This window comes from Roseibium album (assembly GCF_001404515.1).
GTDB lineage: Bacteria > Pseudomonadota > Alphaproteobacteria > Rhizobiales > Stappiaceae > Roseibium > Roseibium album.
Genome location: NZ_CXWE01000003.1, coordinates 756,778 through 778,187, shown reverse-complemented (window position 1 = coordinate 778,187; position 21,410 = coordinate 756,778). Strand labels below are relative to the sequence as shown.

Genomic DNA, 21,410 nt, shown 5'->3' with positions numbered 1-21,410 from the left:
CAAGGCCAACGCCGCCTACGCTTCCCTTCCTTCATTACCAAATTGTCAAAGAACCGAGGAAAAACCTCAAAAGGCAAAACCAAAATCACAACAAAAACAAGCCTTAACCGAACCTCTCGACCCGGCCAACAAAGACCAATTTTCTGGAATTAAGGTCACAAAACCCTGCCGCCAGCGACATCGCCGCCGTCGATGAGCGCGGTTATACGCACCACATCTTATAACGTCAACAGGCCAAAACGAAAAAAATGCAAAAAAGCGAAAAAAGTTTCACTACATGGATTAAATTTAATGTTTTCAGAAGGTTACAAGTTATCCACCTTTGCTAACAACGCGCTCAACCACCAATCCAGAAGCCAGGCCACCCGCTGCCGCTATCAATGCAAGACCCGGGCCTGCAGTGCCTGCCCCAGCCTTCCCCTGCGTCCTTACCATCTGCTCAAAAAGCTGGACCGCCAAAACCGCGCCCGAGGCGCCAATCGGGTGCCCGCGCGCCAGCGCGCCGCCCAGCCTGTTCAATTGACGGGGCGCAACTCCAAGGTCCCTTGCGGTCACCATCGCCTGAACCGCGTAGGCTTCCATCAGTTCTATGCAGCCGAAATCCCGCGTAGATCTATTCAGGCCCTCAAACAGCGAAATCGCGACCTTTGCCGGAACCAGTGCCGGGTCGGACGGGTCACCTCCTTCACTCCTTCCTGCCAGTATTCTGAGTGCCGGGATCGCCATGTCCTTCCATATGCGCTCCGAAACCAGCAAGACGCCAGCCGCGGCGTCTGCCTCGCAGGCAATTGTAGCAGCCGTCAGTCCGCAATCATGGTGTCCTGCAAGAACGGCAGCGCGCATTGCGGTCTTCAAAGTGAGATTGCGTGTAAACTCGTCGACAGGCGCATGGTCGGCCACCGGAACAAGATTACCGTCATGACTGCTCTTGGCCTCAATCGCCTTGGCATGCGAGGAAATTGCAAATTCGGCCTGGGCCTCGCGCGATATCGCACGGTCCGTCGCAAGCCTTGCAGCGGCATCCGCCAGATCCGGGTCAGCGTAAGGCGGTGGCGCAAATGGCGGTCTGTCGTAGGCAACAGGGCTGGACGCCTTGTCGAGCGGTCGTTTCATTCGTATCGGCGCCCGGCTGTAACTTTCAGCACCACCAGCCAGCACGCATTCCGCCGCGCCCGCCTCGATCAGGCGAGAGGCCATGATGATCGCGTCCAGACCGGAACAGCACTGGCTGTCGAGCGTCATGGCCGGAACCGTGCTCGGCAAGCCTGCCCGGAGCATCGCCATGCGCGCCGGATTACCGCCGGCATAAAGCGCATTACCAAGGATGACATGATCGACCGAGGCCGGTGGAACCCCGACATCCATCAGGACCATTCTCAGGACCGGCGCCGCCAGTTCATCGACCTGATAGGCAGAAAGGCCACCCCCGCGCGGGGTGACCGGTGTACGCCTCGCGGCGATCATGTAAGCAGCAGTTCTTGCTGGAACGCTCACTCCACGCCCCTCCGGGTGGACAGTTCGCGGGTCACACGCTGAATGTCCGGTTTACCTCCTGCCGTCAGTGGCAGGTTTTCAAAAATCAGGATCCGGCGCGGCAGCTTGCCGGCCGCGAGTCGTGTCCTGCAATATCTCAACAACACGTCTTCGGCCCGCTTTGTTGGAACTCCCATTTGCACGGCGGCTTCCAGTCGTTGGCCCCTGACCGGATCTTCCAATCCAATCACGATTGCCGCGGCAACATCCGGATGAGACAACAGCACAGCTTCGATTTCTTCCGGATAGACATTCAAACCCGACGTCACGATCATCCGGTTGGAACGACCAGTCAGGAACAGGAATCCGTTCCCGTCCAGATATCCCTCATCTCCGAAGGTCAGCCAGCCGTCCTGCCAGCGTGTCTGCGGATCGTTGCCACAGAGATAGCCGGAAAAGAGCAGATTGCTTTTCACCCAGATCGCACCCGCCTCGCCGCTCGGCACAGGTGCACCGGGATCCCCGATCACAATGTCGATCCCTGCGGGCGGGCGGCCGACCGATCCTGGTGGTGCGTTTTCAGCTGACCCTGAAATCGTAATGAAACTCGTCTCCGACGCTCCATAAAACTCGAACAAATGTGCTTCTGGAAAGACTTCGGCAAGCCGTTCGCGATCCCGGTCCTGCCACTTGGCACCACTTGCCAGCACCTGATGGACCGGTTCAACAGGGCCAAGCCTTTCCGCTGCTTCCGCCAGAAAATGCAGTTGTGTCGGCGTTGCATAAAGCACGGCCGCCGCACCACCCCCTGAAAGATCGGCAAGTAAGGAGCGGGGGTCGAAACGAGGCGTCAGGACAACCTCGTGACCACATGCCAGCCCGCAAACCGCGCCATAAAGGTGAAGCGAGTGGGTAAGTTGTCCGGCAAGCACGATCCTGTCCCTGTCCGAGATCCCGAATTCCCTTTTTGAAAGCTCAAAACTCCAGAGCCATGAACCGTGATTTCGAAGATATCCCTTTGGGGTGCCGGTCGAGCCAGACGTAAAGCCACAGTAAAATGGATCATTTTCTACAGGATCTGGTTCATTCAATGCTGACACTGCGTTTTCGAGTACTGCCTGTTGCCGAACCAGAGAATAGGAGCGGGTATCTATCAGCAATTCCGGGCGAACGGCGCTCAGCACCCGGGTCCTTTGGCCGTCCGGCCAGCCTGGGTCGAGCACCATTGCGATCCGCGCAGTGCGGGCACAGGCAAGGAAGCAGATCAGCAGCGCTGCCGGATCGTCCAGCAGGAGGGCAACGCGGCCACCCCTGGAGGTAGCGTGTCGGACGAGGTCTTCCACGGAGCCGATCGCATCCACCAGGCACCGCCATGTCCACGTGGCGGCACCGCACTTCAGCGCCGTGTCACCAGGCCGTGCGGCAGCGAAGTCTTTCAGTCTGTTTCCGACAAAGGCCATAATGCCTCGCCTGGAGGAGTGCGATCAGCTACGCGACAGGATCGCACCGGGCAAGCCGCGCGCAACCGTTTGCGTGATAAGAGCAGTGATCGCAACCTTGACCAGATCGCCAGGGATGTAGATTGCACTCAGGTAAGTGGCCTCGAGGAGCGGCAAACCAGCCATATAGGCGACGCCCGGAATGCCAAAGAGATAAACCACGACTATCCCGCCAAATGCTGCGGAAACAGCTGCCGAGGCAAGAATGTTCATGCGGGAAGTTGCCCGCATGATCCAGCCCGCAACAAAAGCACCGACCGGCCAACCGATCAGGAAACCGACGGACGGCGTGGCGAAAACACCCAATCCACCCCGGCCACCGGAGAGGAACGGTGCACCGAGTGCAACCAGAAACAAGAACAGGAGAACGGCAAGCCCGCCCCTGACCGGGCCCAGCATGACACCAGCAAGCATCACACCCAGCGTCTGCGCCGTGATCGGCACACCCCCCAGAAACGGAATTGCAACCGGGGGAACCAGTCCCAGTGCAGCGATCAATGCCGCATAGAATGCGATATGAACCAGCGAACGATCAGCCATAGCGTTTCCACGCCTCCATTTTGTTTTGGTCCGTGTCTGCCAGGCGACTTTGTCGACCGCCTTGCTTCCTCAGAATTCACCCAACGCGGGCTTCTGTTACCCGCATGATTTCAAATTTATCTCGGCAAGCCTTCCGATCCGCCGCGCGCCCTGAGTGCGTCTGCGACATTGTCGGACATGCGCAGGCACTGAATGGCCAGCGGAGGCAGCAACTTCCAGGAATTCGTGCTTCCGGCGCGTGCCTGATAGGCCTCACGCAACCTGGAAAAAATCTGCATCATGTAAGGCGCGAACCGAAGCACAAGCGCAACGCCCAAAGCCGGTTTTCTTGCCGACAAACCGATCCATTCAAGCGGCATGAACAGCGGCATGACCGCATCAAGCATATCGTCCAGACGGGTGGTCACCGAAACCAGATTTGCCGCCAGAACAAGCACAAGCAGGCGCAGGATGACCGAGACACCCTCCAGAAAGGTTCCGGACACCCAGTGAAAAAGCAGCAAGATGCCAAGAAAATAGCTCAACCCGCGCAAAAGCTTCAATTGCGCGACCCCTTGCCTGCCCAGCGAGGCATAACATACGGCCACGACGACAAGGCACGCGAGAAAGACCCAGGGCGACTTGACCTGAAACAGTATCAGGCTGGCAATCGCCACGGCCAACAGTTTCAACCCAGCCGGAATTCGGTGCAACCAGCTGGTTCCCTGGAGATAGATCGAGATCACAACGCCGCCAGCTCCAGTTTAACACCCGATCTGCGCGAGATGTCCGCCTCAAATGCCCTCAGGACCTCAAAAGGAGATCCGTCCATTCGCAGCCGGCCTTCTTCGAGCCACAAGATTCGGTCGAAACCCTCGAAATGGCCAAGATCATGGCTCACCATCACGATTTTCTGCGGCAATGACAGGATCTTGTCGCGTATCCTGCGGGAGGCCAGTGCATCCAGACTGGTCATTGGTTCGTCCAACACCAGCAAACGCGGTTCCATGACGAGCACGGACAATATGCAGACCAGTTGTTTCTGCCCCTCGGACAATTCGGCAATCGGCGACGCTGCCAATGCTTCGCAGCCATGCGCCTGCAGGAACACCAGAGCGCGTTCGCGGCTTTCCCGCTTGTCTGCGCCCAACTGCGTCAGGCCGAACGCGATTTCTTCTTCGACCGTAGGGAAAATGGCCTGATGATCCGGGTTCTGGAAGACAAATCCGACATGGCGGGGCAATTCAGGAGCAGCTTTTTCTGCCTCCGCGCCGAACAGCCTCAGCGATCCATGGTCCGGCAGTCGCAGGCCGTTCAGCATGCGTACAAACGTGCTCTTGCCGGATCCGTTCAATCCGATCACCCCGATCCGGTCTTCCTTCAATGAAAGTGTCAGATCGGACAGGATACGTCTGTTGCCGATCTCGAGGCCGGCTCCTTCGAAGACAGCAAACGGGTTTGCTTCCGGATCGCAGACCCGGGCCTGTTCCTGTCTGTTCTTTGTGAGCCAGAAAGCCATTTCACCTCGCCAACGGCGCCCGGGAACGTCCGGGTGTTGATCGGTCAACGGCAACCCGGCGTCCCTGTCTCCTGGGGGCTGCTTATTGACCGGAAAACCCGGGATGTCAAAGTGATCCTATCCTACAGGGCGGCTCAGTTCCGGCAATTCGGCCAATTGGTCAATGGTCGCCCGGACTTTTTCCAGTGACCGTCGGAAACGCTCGTCGGACTCTTCGGAGCCGAAAGTGATCCGCAAATAGGGCGCCGGCGCATGATCCCGCAACTGGAAATAACGCGACGAAAGCACTGAAATCCGCTGGTGGCCAAGGGCTGCCTGAACCGCATCGGCATCGACATGCGCGGGCAGGCGCAACCATCCGAAAACCTTGTTGGTGTCACCCTGGAGATAATAGGGAGACAGGATTTGAACCGCTTGGCGGAAGCGGGTTCTGTTGGCGATCCGTTTCAGGCGCAGGGTCTTGAACAGATGTCCTTCACGCACCCAGCCGGCAATCAGTTCGGCGGTAATCGGCGAAGCCATCCACGTGCTTTCGCCGATCTTGTTGCGAATGGAATTGCCAAATAGCTCCGGCACATGCACGAAACCGATGCGGCTGCCGGGCGAGCAGACCTTGGAGATGCTGGCGATCGATGCGGTGCGTTCAGGTGCAAGCGCGCCGAAGGCCGGAAGGGTTTCCGGCAAAAACGGTGTATAGGGATCGTCCTCCACGATCTTGAGATCATGCTCGCGCGCAACCCTGACCAGATCCTCCCGTTCTTCGGCCGACATGGTGTGGGTTGTGGGGTTCTGCATATTGGGCATCAAAAAGACACCCTTGATGCCGTGACTTATGGCGGCCTGTGCAAGGGCGTCCGGGTCCATGGCTCCAAAGCCGCCGTCGGCCCGAACAATTGCCGGCACGGAGACCGCCTTCAATCCGATGCTCGCGAGCGACGGAAAGATGGACGGATATGTAAACCGATCGACAGCAATCGCGTCACCGCTGCGAAACAACGCCTGACAGGTCACCTGAATGCCGTGTTGCGCCCCACAGGTCACGGCGACCCGGTCCGGGTCTGCCTCCAGGCCATAGTCCTTGAAGACAAGAACACCTGTTTCCCGATGGGCCTTCAATCCCTCCGAAGGGACAAACCCGTTCAACCGGTCGATACCGACCGTCCCTGCCATACGCACCAGGCCATCGGACAGGCTGGGATTCAGATGCGGGTAAGCAAAATTCCTGGCGAGATCACAAACGTCCGGTTCGTCTTCCTTCGGTACAAGCGGTGACACCTTGTGTGTTTCGGGTGCGACATAGGTTCCCCTTCCAGTTTCGCCCTTGACCAGCCGTCGACGCTCGGCTTCGCCGTAAGCACGAGTAATCGTGCCGAGCGTCACGCCAAGCCGGTAGGCAAGCTCACGTTGGGGCGGCAACCGGTCACCCTGGTCCAGCACACCCTCGTTGATATCGGCCTCCAGCGCATTTGCGATCGCGAGATAGATCGGCCCCTGCGCGTCCTCGATCTTCGGAATCCACATTGTCATAGGAACAATATTTACATTGACGGATACAATATCTCAAGACAATTAATATCTCCGCTATTTTGTATCGATTGTATCGATTTATTGTTGGAGACATTCGATGGACTTCGCCACTTTGTTAGCCTTTGCGGTTTTCGTGATCGTCATGACAGGAACTCCGGGTCCAGGGAACCTGACCTTCCTCGCGATCGGCGCCTCGGCCGGATACCGCACGGCCTTTCCGGTGATCATGGCATCGCAGGTCGGGTCCATTGCGCTCAATCTCAGCGTGGCATACGGGCTCGGTCACGTAATGGCAGGCGGCGGGACAATCGTTACGATCTTCAAGGTGCTGAGCATGGCGTACATGACCTATCTTGCCTGGCGCATCATCAGTTTGAGCATAAAACCCAGAGGCGACGTGTCCCTGCCCAGCTTCTGGGAAGGACTGCTTATCCATCCGCTCAGTCCGAAGACATGGGCCATGAGCCTTGTGGCGTTCTCGACATTTTTTGCCGGCAATACACTAAGTGTTCCTGAAAACGCCCTCATTCTCATGACAGGATTCATGCTGGGCGGTCTGGTCTTCCACTCGCTCTGGGCACTCGCAGGTGTCTCCATCCTGACGTTGATCGGGGACGGACCTGTCATGCGGGCCATTACAGTCGCCATGGCAATTGCCATGCTGGCGGCAACAGTTTGGGCGCTTGTCCTCTGACCCCGGAACCTTTCCACGACGAGAGCCATGAAAATGCCTGTTCTCAACTTTTCCTATGCGACGATCAAAGACAGCGCGGCCTTTCAGGATTACGTGCGAAAGGCTGCCGAACTCATGCAGAACCACAACATTGAGACCGTGGTGCGAGGCACTTACAGGACGACGCTGCGTGGCAATGAGAAAATCCGGCATGTTACTGCCGTATTCCGATATCCGGACCTGGAAAATGCGCTGCGGTTTTACAACTCAAGTGCCTATCGGGACCTGATTCCTTTGCGCGATGCCGCCTGTGAAATGGAAATCCAGTTTTACGATGAGTGAGCCGGTCATCTGCGAGGCCAGCAAACGGATTCGATAACCAGATTCTACCGCGACAGGCGGTCGAGTTCGGCAAGCCAGTGCTGCTCCAGCGATTTGTCACCCCGAGGTGGCACCTCGAAACCGATGTCCTTCATCAACTCAGGCGGCAAATCGGTCAGATTAACCCGGCGGCGTTTGTTCGTTCGCAGCGAACCCACCAAAGTTTGAATAAGCTTAACTAGGGAGAAATTCCTTTCTCTCTTGCGGGCGGCAACATCTTGTGTGCAACAAATTTGATCTGACATTGTTGTAACTCCACATATTTGTGAGTTACATATCGGCTTCCGGAACCCGTCTGACCAACGAAATCTTGTCATCTATGCATAAGGGAAATTTATGCATGACGCTCAACCTCCCACCTCTTTCCGCGATCCGTGCCTTTGAAGCAGCGAGCCGGCACCTGAGTTTCACGAAAGCCGGGGACGAGCTTGGACTGACACAAGCGGCCGTCAGTTACCAGATCAAGCTGCTGGAGGAGAAACTCGGTTTTGCAGTCTTTGAACGGAAAACACGCAAGATCGATCTGACACAAAAGGGAGCCCTTCTTGCCGAGGGAGTCGTCGAGGCCTTCTCTCGATTGCGGCAGACTTTCCAGGACGTGCAGGATGCAGACGCGAGCGAACTGGTCGTTTCGAGCAACACGACATTTGCCGTGAACTGGCTTGCATCCCGCATGTTTTCCTTTCAGATGCAAAACCCCGACATTGCCGTGCGGCTGGTTTCCTACGGCCCCTGGGAGAAGCCCAAGTTCGACCAGGCGGACGTGACGATTTCCGCTTGTTACCCTCCTCCGAAGGGCAATTTGTTCATTCCGCTGATCGCCGCTGAATTCACACCACTGGTTGCACCTCAGCTTGCACAGGGCATTGGCGGCATCAATACGCCCGCGGATTTACTCAAGCTTCCGATAATCGACCCGGACGACCCCTGGTGGCGCACCTGGTTCAGTGCGGCAGGACTTCCTGATGCCGATCTGACGAAATGGCCGACATCGCGCATGGGTTCCCAGGCACTTGAGGCCAACAGGGCCATCGCGGGACAGGGTGTTGCAATTCTAACGCCTTATTTTTGCAGGCAGGCCTTGCAGCAAGGTCAGCTCATTCAGCCCTTTGACCTTGTATGTGCAGAGGAAGATGAATCCTGGGCGCTTAGTTATCCACCGCGAAACAAGAACAGCCGCAAAGTTCGCCTGTTCCAGGACTGGGTCGTTTCGGAACTCGGCAGGGACGGCCTGCATTGCCCTGAAGCGGTCCTGATCGGTTCGGACGACTAACGAGCCCAAAACGAGATATTATGGCGCCGCGTTTTTGAAATTGCTCAGCTTCGAACGCTCGGGCCGACACTTTTGGTGCCGACGCGATCCGGGAGCGCATCCATTGAATGTTCGTTCGTTTGATGCCGGAAAGCAGGTCACTCGGCAAGGCGCGTCACGAAGGGCGATGCGGTGCATCGGTCAAGTGGCGCAACGCTGCCGATGCGTTGCTTTCCGGCACCCGAAGGGCCGGGCTCTTTCTCCCGCTGACTGCGTTGGATTGCGCTTGTGGTGGGGTACACCGTTGCACACAAGCCGCCTGGTCAGCAGAAGAAAGCGCGCCGGCCGGATCCAACACTCAATCGATGAGCGCTAGTGATACAAGTGGTGAAACCGTTCCGAACCGCGGTAACCTCCGGAACCGTATCCTTCGTCAAACTCCACGGGCCGGTTGTCTGCCAAACCCTGATAGGCGGACCGCTTTTTCGACGACGCTTCGAGTTTGGCTTCTTCATCTCCGCTACTCTGCGGCAAACGTTGTATTGCAACGTCGTACATATTGTTCATCATGGCGACGAAACCCGCTGCAAACCGATTCAGGAAGGTTGTATCTATCTGATCTGCAGTAATTCTCTCGCCGTTTTCTGTTGAATTATCTATCACCTTCACCTCCTAAGCTTTGCTTCTTCAGAAATGGTGTTCAGCGATGTTTATTCAATTTAACTTCGCGTAATGTTAAGCAATATTAATATTCGGAATACCTGTTCGCAAAATTCCCGCACAGGGTCAGAAAACGGACCTGAAGGCACGATCCAGCTTGTCGACGATTTCCGTGACGTGGCTGTCTTCAATTATGAAAGGCGGCGCCAGCAAAACATGATCGCCACGGACACCATCAACCGTTCCACCCATCGGATAACAGATCAGACCAGCGTCGAAAGCCGCCTTCTTCACGGACTTGTTGATCCCCCGCGCGGGGTCGAACGGGGTCTTGGTGCTTCTGTCCTCGACAATTTCAATACCGCGGAACAGCCCGCGACCACGAATGTCGCCAACATGAGGATGCTGCCCGAAGGCATCGTTCAGTTCCTGTTCGAGCTTGTCACCCATCGGCGAAACTCTCTCGACAAGACCTCCGTCGAGTTTCTTGAATACCGTCAAGGCTGCCGCACAGGCTGTCGGATGACCGATATAGGTATGACCGTGCTGAAAGAAGCCGGTCCCGTCTTCGATCGACCGGTAGATTTCATCGGTGCACAGCATGGCACCGATGGGCTGGTATCCGGCGCCGAGCCCCTTGGCAATACACAGAATGTCTGGCGAAACGCCGTCCTGCTCGTGAGCGAACAGCGTTCCGGTACGGCCCATGCCGCACATCACCTCGTCGAGGATCAGCAGGACGCCATAGGTGTCGCAGATCTCCCGAATGCGCTTGAAATATCCCTCAACGGGAGGCACCGCTCCTGCCGTGGCACCGACGACCGGTTCGGCGACAAAGGCCATCACGTTTTCAGGTCCCAGCCGAAGAATTTCCGTCTCCAGTTCGCCGGCGACCCTCTGGCCATATTCAAAAGCGGTTTCAGCTTCCCTGCGACCGCGATATTCGAAACATGGAGCAATATGGGACGTTTCGATCATCAGCGGTGAAAATGGCTCACGTCGCCACTGGTTGCCGCCTGTTGCCAGCGCGCCAAGCGTATTGCCGTGGTAGCTTTGACGCCGCGCAATTACCCGGTGACGGGAAGGTTCGCCCTTTTCAAGAAAGTACTGACGGGCGAGCTTGAGCGCCGCTTCAACGGCTTCGGACCCTCCCGAAACGAAATAGACACGGTCAAGGTTTCCCGGAGCCCTTGCCACGAGCAGGTCCGCGAGCTCTTCCGCCGGTTCCGTCGTGAAAAATCCGGTATGTGCGAAGGCGATCCTGTCCACCTGATCCTTGATTGCCTGTGTAACGTCCGGATCGGAATGCCCAAGGCATGAGACAGCGGCACCACCTGATCCGTCGAAATATTTTTTCCCATTTTTATCAATTATATAGCACCCATCTCCCGATGCTGCGACGGGCGGATTGGCTTTGGTATGACGAGGGAATACATGCGACATGGCGACTGATCCGGACAGTGATCGGTATGCGATCGGGTTATGTTTGCAACAAATGTATCAGATGATAGTCCAATCTGAAACATTTGTTTCTTGGTCGCGTTAACCATGTTTTTCATCACAATTTTAATCAAATTGCAGGAACATTCACGTGGGGGACATCGCAACACTTTCGACAAGGCCCGCCCGTCATGCGTCAGCGCCTCTTCGCCTGGATATTCTTTATCGGGTTTACCGTCACTCTTGCCGGCTGCGGCACAGTTGCAGGGGTCACCGGCATGGGATGGGCAACCGCATCCCATAATTCAATCGAATACGACGATTCATCGTGGTGCGTTCCGCGCCAGCTCAAAAAGGTCCTCAACCGGGTCGCAGACCGCTACGGCAAGGTTACCGTTCACTCCACCAAACGCTGGTGGCTGGAAAACTGGCGGAAGGGCGGAGCACGCAAATCCTATCACCTGAACTGCAAGGCTGTGGACTTTTCAGTCAGCGCCGACCCCTCCTCCGTGATCGCCTACCTTAAGGCCCAGCCAGAGGTTGGTGGCTACAAACACTACTCTTCCGGCCACTTTCACATCGATACAGGTCCGCGCCGGACCTGGTAGCCCGGCTGAAAATCCGGGCGAACGATCTGCAATCGGCCTGTTCCCGGAGGTGTGCCTATTTCAACTCTCCCATTTCCAGGGCCATTTCCCAGGAAACCGGATCAAAGCCGATAAAATTCTTGCGGGCTCCTTCCACGATCGGGCGCTTGATGGCCGACGGATTCTCGATCATGACTGCCACGGCACTGTCGGCATCGGTCACGGCATCCCTGGTCGCTTCGTCAAGTTTCCGCCAGGTCGTACCACGCTTGTTGAGAACAGTGTCCCAACCGAATTCGCTAACGAATTCCGCCAGTTTGTCACCATTCACACCGTCCTTTTTATAGTCGTGGAATTCGTAATCGACCCCGACCTCTTCAAGAAATTTCCGGGCTTTCTTGACCGTGTCGCAGTTCTTGATGCCGTAGACTTTCATAAGATTCCCTTCCCGACCGGATTGCTGGCAGGAAAGTTACGATTTGAGGCAATGGTTTCAAGTCCCGGAACCGACTTTCCCCCGCTCGGCTTGACCCGGCTGCATTCTCGGGTCACAGATTCTCAAGATCGCCTATGGCACCATCACCGTCGCGCACAAGAATGCCGGAGACCCGAATGACTGCGTCTGGATCACCGTCTCTTCCGGTCAAGACAGTCCCGTCCCCTCGTCAAATCAGATCCACGCCTTCGTGGGGGAACTGGCGACAGCGCCTTCGTCTGTGGAGCGGCCTTATCCTGTTCGTTTTCTGCCTGAGTCATTTCTCGAACCATGCGCTCGGTGTCATATCCGTCGATGCCATGGAGAAGGCATCCATCTGGCACTACAAGGTCTGGCGCAACCCGTTTGGCGAAAGTCTGCTTCTTGTCGCCGCAATGACGCATGTGCTGCTTGCGCTCTGGCGCACCGCCAGGAGACGCACGCTCAAGATGCCCCGGTGGGAGTTCATTCAGCTGGTGTTTGGGTTCTATATCCCCTGGAGCCTTATTCCGCACGTCGGCACGACCATGGGGTTGGCCAACAACTTCGGCTTCGCGCCGACCTACCATCAGATGCTGACCATTCTCTGGCCCGAACACGGCGTCACCCAGTCACTTCTTCTGCTCGTCGTCTGGTCGCATTCGATGATCGGACTGCACTTCTGGCTGAGGCTTTACCCTTTGTACTACCGCCTCAGATTTGTCGCTCTTGCCTTCGCGGTCGCGATGCCGGTGCTCGCTTTATGGGGCTTTATCGAAGGGGCACGCCGGCTCGAACTTGCCAAGGACGTAAAGGTGAAGGTCTCGGAAGCCCAGTTCGACTGGCTGACAACTTTCGTCATCGAAGGACGGGCCGTGGTCTTTGGCCTGATCGCATGCAGCCTGCTGGTCATCCTGTTCCGCTATCTGATCGGCCTGAGCGCGAGACGACTGACAATCACGTATCCGGGTAGCCTCGCGGTCCGTGCGAAACCCGGCGCCACACTGCTTGAGATCAGCCGGATCAACGATGTGCCCATCGCCTCGGTCTGCGGCGGGCGGGCACGGTGCTCCACCTGCCGCGTCAAGGTGTTCGAGGGAGAAGAAACACTCGCCCCGCCGGAAGCTGCCGAGAAGGCTGTTCTCATGCGAATTTCTGCGGATAAGGGGGTCAGGCTTGCCTGCCAGATCAGACCCTTGCAGAACCTCGGCGTGCAGCCGCTCGTTCCGGTCAAGGTGACTTCCGAGACCAGCGAGAACCTCAAGGATGCCTACTACTGGGGTGTCGAGCAGGAAGTCGTCGTCATGTTCGTCGATCTCAGAAATTTCACCCGAATTACTGAATCCCAGCTTGCTTATGATGTGGTCCACCTCCTGAACAGTTATCTCGATCAGGCTTCCGGTGCGATCCGGTCAGAGGGAGGATTTGTCGACAAGTTCATCGGCGACGGCATCATGGCGATATTCGGGATGGACAACAATCCGGGACAGGGCGCTCGGCAGGCGTTGCGTGCCGCAAAGCGAATTGAGGCGGTGATGCAATCGCTCGAGACTGAAAAAGGCCCGCAATTCAGTGACCCTATCCGGCTGGGAATCGGTTTGCATCTGGGTCCTGCTATTCTGGGCAGAATCGGAGTTGCCGGAGCAAGCGGAGGACTCACTGCCCTCGGGGACGTCGTCAACACGGCAAGCCGGCTTGAAACCGAAAACAAGACGCATGGCAGTTTTCTCGTTGTTTCGAAAGCGGTCATAGATGCCGCTGAAGCGGAAATCCTTGAAGCAGAAAACGCTGAAATCAATGTCAGAGGTAAAGAAATTCCCTTGCAAATCTTCGCCGTGAACAGCTTAGATACTGTCAAAATTCCCGAAGGTTGAGTGACTGCCTTCGCCTGAAACGAGCACTGGAGCCTTTGTGAATACCCGTTATACGCCACGGGAAATGCTGGAGAAACTCATCTCCTTCAACACCGTTTCAGACCGCAGCAACCTCGACCTCATTTCGTTTGTTGAAGATTATCTTGGCGAGCATGGCATTGCGTCAACGCGCGTGCCCGACGAGACCGGAACAAAGGCTGCGCTTCATGCGCGGATCGGGCCTGCAGTCGAAGGTGGCGTTGTTTTGTCCGCACATACGGATGTGGTGCCGGTTGCAGGCCAAAACTGGTCTCGGGATCCCTTCACCGCCTGGGAATCTGAAGGCAGACTCTACGGTCGCGGATCTGCCGACATGAAGGGATTTGCGGCGACCGCACTTTCCAAGGTTCCGGATTTTCTGGCCGCCGATCTTGAAAAACCCATCCACATTGCTCTTTCCTACGACGAGGAAATCGGCTGCTTCGGTGCCGCACCACTCGTCAGTGATCTGCTGGCGAAAGAACCGCAACCGTCTTTCGCCATTGTCGGCGAACCAACCAATATGAAAGTGGTGACCGGACATAAGGGAATAGCGGTCTTCAAAACCAGAATTCGGGGGCACCCGGCGCATTCCAGCCAGTTGCACCGGGGTGTTTCAGCAATTTCAGCGGCTGCCAAACTGATCACATGGCTCGACACCCGAACCGCCGAAAACAAGGCCGCGGCCGATCCCGATTGTCCATTCGAACCGCCTTACACGACGCTGCACAGCGGAGTGATCAAAGGCGGGCAAGCACACAACATTACGGCACAGCATTGCGAATTTGCCACCGATATCCGGCTGCTGCCGGGCGACAGTGCAAAGGCCTGGATCGACGCCTACCAGACTTACATTGAAAATCATGTTCTGCCGGACATGCTGGAGATTTCGGCGGACTGTTCGATCGACGTCGAGCATCTGGCCTATGTTCCCGGCCTTTCGGAGGAGCCGGATGGCCGTGCGGAAACCGAAGTCCGGCGCCTGACGGGGGACAATGGGCGTCACGTGGTTGTCTACGCGACCGAGGGCGGAATTTTTCAGAACCACGGACTGTCGACAGTCGTCTGTGGTCCGGGCTCGATCGACCAGGCTCATCAGGCGGACGAATATATCGAACTTGTGGAATTGGACCGGTGTGCGACTTTTTTGGACCAGCTGCTTGCCGGATTATCCCAAAAACAATTCTGACCGGGTTTGAACACCGACGGTTACAATGTCATAGTTCGCAATCGACGAACGGTCCTACCCTTGTTGAGGGGGTACGGAGAAAGTAAAAAAAGCATTCCGGAAACGGGAAAACGAGGGGAAAATGAACAAGAAGACTTTGATTTTTACCGCGCTGCTGGCCGCGGGGACAGGGGCTGCTGCACAGGCAGAAACCTTCAAGTTTGCCTTCCAGGGCAGTTTGAACGGCCTCGATCCCTACAGCCTCAACGAAACCTTCACCCTGTCGTCGCTCGGCAATGCCTATGAGGGGCTGACGCGTCGTGGGGCGGATCTCGCCATCGAGCCTGCACTGGCTGAACGTTGGGAGATCATCGAACCGAACCGCTGGCGTTTTTATCTGCGCAAGGGCGTCAAGTTCCACAACGGCAACGATTTTACCGCTGAAGATGTCGCCTTTTCAGTCGACCGGGTCCGCTCGGAAGGCTCCGACCTGACAACACGCGTCCCTGCCGACGCCAAGGTGGAAATCGTCGACGACCACACGGTCGACTTCGTGCTGACCGGCCCGAACCCGATCCTGAACTATGAGTGGGACACGTTCTACATCATGGACAAGGAGTGGACGACCGAGAACGACGCGGTCAAGGTCACGTCCGCATCCGACACAACGCCGAATTATTCGTCCTTGAATGCGAACGGCACCGGTCCGTTCAAGATTGTCAGCCATGAGGCAGGCGTAAAGACGGTCTATGAGAAAAACGACGGTTGGTGGGACGAGATCAAGCACAACGTCGACACCGTCGAATTCACACCGATCCCGTCCGACGCAACTCGTGTTGCTGCGTTGCTGTCGGGTGAACTGGATATGGTCTATCCGATCCCGGTTCAGGACATCAAACGCATCAACGACAATGCCGGAACCGTTGCGCTGACCGGACCAGAGCTGCGTACGATCTTCCTTGGCATGGACCAGACGCGCGACGAACTGCTCTATTCGGACGTGAAGGGCAAGAACCCGTTCAAAGACGAGAAAGTCCGCAAGGCGTTCTACCAGGCGATCGACATCGAGGCGATCAAGAACAAGGTCATGCGGGATCTGGCAACGCCGTCCGCGATCATGATTTCGCCATTCCTGTTTTCCAAGTCATCTGAATTCGAGCGCTATCCATACGATCCGGAAAATGCGAAGAAGCTGCTGTCCGAAGCCGGTTATGCGGATGGTTTCACCGTTGGTATGGACTGCCCGAATGACCGCTACGTCAATGACGAAGCCATCTGCCAGGCGGTAGCCGCCATGCTGGCACGCGTCAACATCAAGGTCGATCTGAACGCACAGCCGAAAGCAAAGTATTTTGCCAAGGTTCTTGCGTCCGGTGGCTTCGACACGTCGTTCTATCTGCTTGGCTGGACCCCGGGTTCGCTCGACAGCTGGAACGTGTTGTCGAACCTGATGAACTGCCGCACCGAAGCCGGTGAAGGTTCTCCGTTCAACCTCGGCGGATTCTGCGATGAGAAGATCGACAAGCTCACCGGCGAAGTGCTGGTTGAAATCGACCCGGAAAAGCGCGATGGCCTGATCGCGGAAGCGTACAAGATCAGCCATGACAACGCCTACTACATTCCGCTCCACCAGCAGGGCCTTGCCTGGGGTGTCGCGGATAACGTCGAACTCGTCCAGCGCGCCGACAACCAGTTCAAGTTCCGATTCATAAACAAGAACTGAGTTTAGCGCATTACGCCTGACGCTCCCGGTCCAGAGCCGGGAGCGTATTTTCATGCCAGACCCTAAAGAGCCGAAATGATTGGTTTTGCGACGCGCCGCCTGATCCAGGCGATGATTGTCATGCTGGTGGTGGCCCTGCTTGCCTTCACCATGTTCCGTTTTGTGGGTGATCCGATCAACCAGATGGTCGGGATCGAAACGTCAATCGAAGAGCGTGAAGCCCTTCGCGAACGTCTCGGTCTCAACGATCCGATCCCTGTCCAGTTCCTGCGTTTTGTAACCAACGCGGCCCAGTTCGACTTCGGCACCTCATACCAGTTCCGCCAGCCGGTCTCGGAACTCTTTGCCAAACGCATTCCGGCAACGCTTGAGCTCAGTTTCACATCGGCGCTGTTCGCTCTTGTGGTGGGTATTCCGATGGGGATCTATGCCGGCCTCAATCGAGAATCGCCGGTATCAAAGTTCTTTCTGTCCGTGTCGCTCATCGGGATCTCCCTGCCGACCTTCTTCATCGGCATCCTGCTCATTTTCCTGTTTTCCGTAACGCTGCAGTGGCTGCCGAGCTTCGGACGCGGTGACACCGTGCAGATCGGTTCCTGGTGGACGACCGGATTTCTGACGATCTCCGGCCTCAAGGCGCTGATCCTGCCTTCGATCACGCTCGGCCTCTACCAGATGACCCTGATCATGCGCCTCATTCGCGCCGAGATGCTGGAAGTGATCCGGACCGACTATATCAAGTTCGCTCGGGCGCGCGGGTTGCCGGACCGGCTGGTCAACTTCCGTCACGCCCTGAAGAACACGCTTGTTCCGGTAATCACGATCACCGGCCTTCAGCTCGGGGCGATCATCGCCTTCGCCACCATAACCGAAACAGTCTTCAATTGGCCGGGAATGGGACTGATGTTCTTGCAGGCAGTGCAGAACGTCGACATTCCGATCATGTCGGCCTACCTGCTGCTGACCGCTTTCCTTTTCGTCGCGATCAACTTCATTGTCGACATTCTCTACTTCTATATCGACCCGCGCCTGCGCGTCGGCCGGCCATAAGGGGACAGCCACTCATGCCCTACGTCTCCAACGAAGAAGCCAAGGCCGCCGTCCAGGACCGATCTGGTCATCAGGTGGCGCCGGGACGCCTGTCGAAGGTTTTCGACAGCGACATGTTCCATTCGTTCCTGCGCTCCAAGGTCACGGTGGTTGCTGCCATTGGGACCTTCATCCTGTTCATGCTCGCCTTCCTGGCACCCTGGGTCGCACCCCACAACCCGTTCGACCTGGCGTCCATTTCGATCCTGGATGCTCGGGTTCCACCCGTCTGGATGGAATACGCCGACCCACGTTTCCTGCTGGGAACCGATGATCAGGGCAGAGACCTGCTCTCCGGTATTTTTTACGGCATGCGGATTTCGCTGATTGTCGGGTTTTGCTCGGTTGTCGCCGCTGCCGTTATCGGCATCACGCTCGGACTTGTCGCCGGCTACATGGGTGGGCGTGTCGATACCGTCATCATGCGGATTGCCGACGTACAATTGACCTTCCCGGCGATCCTGATTGCGCTGCTGATCGATGGAATCGCAGCCGGTATCTTCGGTGGTGTGGACCGTGAGATATTCGCCTTCTATATCCTTATCGTGTCATTGGCTCTGTCGTTCTGGGTGCAATATGCGCGCACGGTGCGCGGCTCCACCATGGTGGAAAAGAACAAGGAATATGTCCAGGCAGCCCGCGTCATCGGCATCCCTTCGGTCATCATCATGGCGCGGCATATCCTGCCGAATGTGATGGGACCTGTAATGGTGATTGCGACGATCAATCTGGCGCTTGCCATCGTCACCGAAGCGACACTTTCGTTCCTCGGGGTCGGCATGCCGCCCACCCAGCCTTCGCTTGGAACCCTGATCGCGGTGGGCAACGACTTCCTTTATTCCGGTGAATGGTGGATCGCGATTTTCCCCGGCCTGGCGCTCGCGCTGCTGGTCCTGAACGTCAACCTTCTGGGCGACTGGCTGCGCGATGCCCTGAACCCGAAATTGCGGTGAGGGCATCATGAACGTTCTGGATATCAAGGATCTCACGGTCGAATTCCCCAGCCGCAAGTCAGTCTTTGTGGCGGTAGACGATGTCGATATGAGTGTCGAGGCGGGCAAGGTCCTCGGTGTGGTCGGCGAATCGGGTGCCGGCAAGTCAACCGTCGGCAACGCCGTCATCGGACTGCTTCAGGAACCGGGACATATCGCGGGTGGCGAAATCTTCCTGCACGGCAAACGCATCGATAATCTGTCCTACAAGGAAAAACGCCTGCTTCGAGGGCGCAAGATCGGCATGATCTTTCAGGATCCGCTGACCTCGCTGGATCCGCTGCAGACGGTCGAATCCCAGTTGGTCGAAACGATCCGTACCCATCTTCCGCTTTCTGCGAAAGATGCCCAGAAACGGGCCGTGGAGCTGATCGATTCGGTCGGCATTCCCGACCCGGAAGAACGTATCAAACAATACCCGCACCAGTTTTCGGGCGGGATGCGCCAGCGAGTCGTCATTGCACTCGCTCTTTGCGCCGAACCCGAGCTTGTCATTGCCGACGAGCCGACCACCGCCCTCGACGTTTCCATACAGGCGCAGATTCTCGAGCTGATGAAAAAGCTCTGCGAGGAGCGCAACGTGGCAATGCTCGTGATCACGCACGACATGGGTGTGATCGCCGACATAACGGATCACGTTGCGGTGATGTATCACGGCGATCTGGTCGAATACGGCGAGACAACCCAGGTGCTCGGCGCACCAAAACACCCCTATACGCAAAGTCTGATTTCCGCCGTTCCGCGTCCGGATGTCAAAGTAGACCGTTTTCCTGTGGTCAACTACATCGAGAAAGCCGGCACGCCGCAGAAACATATCGATATCTCGACCCATTGGCTGGGCAAGTCCCGCGATTACGAACAGGTCGCCGGTCCTCTGGTTCAGATTCGCGACCTCGATATGCGTTTCGAGGTTCGCGGCTCAATTTTTCCGTCGCAAAGGAAGTACTTCCAGGCGGTCAAGAAAGTCAGTTTCGACATCGAGCAAGGCGAAACCTTCGGCGTCGTCGGCGAGAGCGGTTCCGGGAAGTCGACCATCGCGCGCCTGATCACGGGGCTTTATCATCCCACCGGCGGTTCCATCCTGTTTGGCAAAACAGAACTCACATCGTTGACGAACCGCAAGGATGTGCTGGCGATGCGGCGCCAGATGCAGATGATTTTCCAGGATCCGTTTTCGTCGCTCAATGCCCGCATGCGGGTGCGCGATATCATCGCCGAACCGATCAAGTTCCACAAACTGGCCTCCAGCAACGCGGAAGTCCGACAGATCGTCGACGACCTGCTGGACCATGTCGGATTGGGTGCGCAGGCCGGCCAGAAGTTTCCGCATGAATTTTCCGGTGGTCAGCGTCAACGCATCTCCATTGCACGTGCGCTTGCGACCCGGCCAAGGTTCCTGATCTGCGACGAGCCGACATCGGCACTCGATGTCTCCATCCAGGCACAGATACTCAATCTTCTGAAGGATCTTCAGCAAGAACTCGGCCTGACCATGCTGTTCATCAGCCATGACCTCGCGGTCATTCGCCAGATGTGCAACCGGATCGGCGTGATGCGGAACGGCGAACTGTGCGAGGTTTCCGATTGCGACGAGCTATTTGAACATCCAAAGCATCCTTACACACGTGAACTCCTGGATCTGATGCCGTCCCTGGAATTGCTGTCACGGGCCAATCTGGAAACAGTCTGAAAGCTTTCGCACCGGACAAACGCTGGTTTCCGGTTTCACCGACCGGGCCAGCGAGCAAGCTTCGAAGAAACCGGGAAGCGAAATTTATTGTCAGTCCGGCGAGTCGCGGTATTGACTCCTATCGGTGTACCGATTCCCCGTTGTCCGAAACAAATAGCCACAGACAAGTGGGAACCAGGCAAGAATTGCCGCGCCAATCCACCTGTCAGAGCGCTTGCAAATAAAGCCGCAGGCAATTTGACATCATGCAAAGACCAAACGGCATACGGCCGATACTTTCATAAATCACTTCTTCGGCGACCAGGCCTTAAAAGCAAACAGGGAGAGCAAAACTGCTCTCCCTGCAACTGCACTACTATGTCGTATTTCACAACTTTAAGTATAACGTCTATTTGAGCTCTTAAATTGAGCAAGCCCCTTTTGAATATGCAAATCAAAATCTCCGAAACACTTGATTCTGGCAAGTGCTCATACGCATAAAACATCGGCAATAGTGACTATTCCTTGAACAGACGTATTCCAATCTGCCGTTTCTTTGATCTCTCTACGTTGTGTTCGAGCGTTCGGCTGCACATGCTCAGGCGTGTCTCCGGGTTTCAGTCTGAGTGGTTCGGTCCACGCAATTTTCGGATGCATCAAGAAACACAAAGTCGCGAGATCGTCGAACCATGGCCAATAAATCCTTAAATACAATAACTTGGTATGCATCTATTGTTGTTTCGGTCTTTTTCCTGGTACTCGCATTAATAGAAATCAACGTGATCACCTACTTTCCTCTAGGCATTGTTCATGTTTTCGGAATTTACAGCGCCCTATTTTTCAGCATTTTTGCTTCGATATTCTCGTTCTTTTCCCTCACCTACTCTTTGAAT

Annotated in this window: 21 protein-coding genes; 11 read left to right on the top strand and 10 right to left on the bottom strand. The window is 56.4% G+C overall.

Going from position 1 to position 21,410, the window contains the following annotated elements:
- On the top strand, positions 1-196 hold a 196-nt coding region (locus LA5095_RS33050; protein WP_208992665.1), incomplete at its 5' end, for a hypothetical protein.
- A 116-nt stretch (positions 197-312) separates the two neighbouring features.
- Here LA5095_RS33050 and LA5095_RS13125 read toward each other — a convergent pair.
- The 6 genes from LA5095_RS13125 to LA5095_RS13100 all read right to left on the bottom strand — a co-directional run bounded on the left by LA5095_RS13125 (position 313) and on the right by LA5095_RS13100 (position 6,537).
- Complete coding sequence (locus LA5095_RS13125; RefSeq protein WP_235808774.1) at positions 313-1,494, bottom strand: thiolase family protein; 1,182 nt, start codon at positions 1,492-1,494, stop codon at positions 313-315.
- Positions 1,491-2,933: an AMP-binding protein gene (locus LA5095_RS13120; RefSeq protein WP_055115486.1), complete on the bottom strand. Its 1,443-nt coding sequence runs from the start codon at positions 2,931-2,933 to the stop codon at positions 1,491-1,493. The genes LA5095_RS13125 and LA5095_RS13120 overlap by 4 nt, the downstream gene beginning before the upstream one ends.
- 24 nt (positions 2,934-2,957) lie before the next feature.
- Positions 2,958-3,512, bottom strand: a complete 555-nt coding sequence (locus tag LA5095_RS13115) for a biotin transporter BioY (protein WP_055115483.1) — start codon at positions 3,510-3,512, stop codon at positions 2,958-2,960.
- Between the two features lie 116 nt (positions 3,513-3,628).
- Complete coding sequence (locus LA5095_RS13110) at positions 3,629-4,237, bottom strand: energy-coupling factor transporter transmembrane component T family protein (protein ID WP_055115481.1); 609 nt, start codon at positions 4,235-4,237, stop codon at positions 3,629-3,631.
- Entirely contained in the window at positions 4,234-5,058 is an 825-nt protein-coding gene (locus tag LA5095_RS13105; protein ID WP_208992664.1) for an energy-coupling factor ABC transporter ATP-binding protein, read from the bottom strand. The genes LA5095_RS13110 and LA5095_RS13105 overlap by 4 nt, the downstream gene beginning before the upstream one ends.
- A 69-nt stretch (positions 5,059-5,127) precedes the next feature.
- Entirely contained in the window at positions 5,128-6,537 is a 1,410-nt protein-coding gene (locus LA5095_RS13100) for an aminotransferase-like domain-containing protein (RefSeq protein ID WP_208992663.1), read from the bottom strand.
- Positions 6,538-6,634: 97 nt separating this feature from the next.
- Between LA5095_RS13100 and LA5095_RS13095 the strand changes: the two genes are divergently transcribed.
- Together LA5095_RS13095 and LA5095_RS13090 are read left to right on the top strand one after the other, a co-directional pair.
- Complete coding sequence (locus LA5095_RS13095) at positions 6,635-7,231, top strand: LysE family translocator (protein ID WP_055115477.1); 597 nt, start codon at positions 6,635-6,637, stop codon at positions 7,229-7,231.
- A 33-nt stretch (positions 7,232-7,264) separates the two neighbouring features.
- Complete coding sequence (locus LA5095_RS13090) at positions 7,265-7,552, top strand: DUF1330 domain-containing protein (RefSeq protein ID WP_055115721.1); 288 nt, start codon at positions 7,265-7,267, stop codon at positions 7,550-7,552.
- A 44-nt stretch (positions 7,553-7,596) separates the two neighbouring features.
- Here the strand turns inward: LA5095_RS13090 and LA5095_RS32365 are convergent, their stop codons facing one another.
- A complete protein-coding gene (locus LA5095_RS32365) occupies positions 7,597-7,836 on the bottom strand; it encodes a hypothetical protein (protein WP_144435971.1) in 240 nt (79 codons plus the stop codon).
- A 95-nt stretch (positions 7,837-7,931) separates the two neighbouring features.
- Between LA5095_RS32365 and LA5095_RS13085 the strand changes: the two genes are divergently transcribed.
- The gene (locus LA5095_RS13085) at positions 7,932-8,864 is read left to right on the top strand and encodes a LysR family transcriptional regulator (protein ID WP_055115475.1); all 933 of its coding nucleotides are present in this window, start codon (positions 7,932-7,934) and stop codon (positions 8,862-8,864) included.
- Positions 8,865-9,215: 351 nt separating this feature from the next.
- On the opposite strand, the gene LA5095_RS13080 is transcribed toward LA5095_RS13085, so the two are convergent.
- On the bottom strand, positions 9,216-9,506 hold the full coding sequence (locus tag LA5095_RS13080; RefSeq protein WP_144435970.1) for a hypothetical protein: 291 nt from the start codon (positions 9,504-9,506) through the stop codon (positions 9,216-9,218).
- Positions 9,507-9,629: 123 nt separating this feature from the next.
- A complete protein-coding gene (locus LA5095_RS13075) occupies positions 9,630-10,946 on the bottom strand; it encodes an aspartate aminotransferase family protein (protein WP_055115471.1) in 1,317 nt (438 codons plus the stop codon).
- Positions 10,947-11,134: 188 nt separating this feature from the next.
- On the opposite strand from LA5095_RS13075, the gene LA5095_RS13070 reads away from it, so the two are divergent.
- Positions 11,135-11,551 (top strand): YcbK family protein, encoded by a 417-nt coding sequence (locus LA5095_RS13070; RefSeq protein WP_055115469.1) that lies wholly within the window; start codon positions 11,135-11,137, stop codon positions 11,549-11,551.
- 55 nt (positions 11,552-11,606) lie between these two features.
- Here LA5095_RS13070 and LA5095_RS13065 read toward each other — a convergent pair whose 3' ends face one another.
- Positions 11,607-11,966, bottom strand: coding sequence for an ArsC family reductase (locus LA5095_RS13065; RefSeq protein WP_055115464.1), 360 nt, complete (start codon positions 11,964-11,966; stop codon positions 11,607-11,609).
- Between the two features lie 176 nt (positions 11,967-12,142).
- Here LA5095_RS13065 and LA5095_RS13060 point away from each other — a divergent pair, with 176 nt between their 5' ends.
- The 6 genes from LA5095_RS13060 to LA5095_RS13035 all read left to right on the top strand — a co-directional run bounded on the left by LA5095_RS13060 (position 12,143) and on the right by LA5095_RS13035 (position 20,538).
- The gene (locus LA5095_RS13060) at positions 12,143-13,858 is read left to right on the top strand and encodes an adenylate/guanylate cyclase domain-containing protein (protein WP_208992662.1); all 1,716 of its coding nucleotides are present in this window, start codon (positions 12,143-12,145) and stop codon (positions 13,856-13,858) included.
- 37 nt (positions 13,859-13,895) lie between these two features.
- Positions 13,896-15,065 carry an acetylornithine deacetylase gene (argE, locus tag LA5095_RS13055; protein WP_235808773.1) on the top strand — a complete coding sequence of 390 codons (1,170 nt, stop codon included), beginning with the start codon at positions 13,896-13,898 and terminating at the stop codon, positions 15,063-15,065.
- Between the two features lie 121 nt (positions 15,066-15,186).
- The gene (locus tag LA5095_RS13050; RefSeq protein ID WP_055115459.1) at positions 15,187-16,767 is read left to right on the top strand and encodes an ABC transporter substrate-binding protein; all 1,581 of its coding nucleotides are present in this window, start codon (positions 15,187-15,189) and stop codon (positions 16,765-16,767) included.
- A 75-nt stretch (positions 16,768-16,842) separates the two neighbouring features.
- Positions 16,843-17,817 (top strand): ABC transporter permease, encoded by a 975-nt coding sequence (locus LA5095_RS13045; protein WP_055115457.1) that lies wholly within the window; start codon positions 16,843-16,845, stop codon positions 17,815-17,817.
- Between the two features lie 14 nt (positions 17,818-17,831).
- The gene (locus tag LA5095_RS13040) at positions 17,832-18,809 is read left to right on the top strand and encodes an ABC transporter permease (protein WP_186009627.1); all 978 of its coding nucleotides are present in this window, start codon (positions 17,832-17,834) and stop codon (positions 18,807-18,809) included.
- 7 nt (positions 18,810-18,816) lie between these two features.
- Positions 18,817-20,538 (top strand): ABC transporter ATP-binding protein, encoded by a 1,722-nt coding sequence (locus tag LA5095_RS13035; protein ID WP_055115455.1) that lies wholly within the window; start codon positions 18,817-18,819, stop codon positions 20,536-20,538.
- Positions 20,539-21,410: the final 872 nt, after the last annotated feature.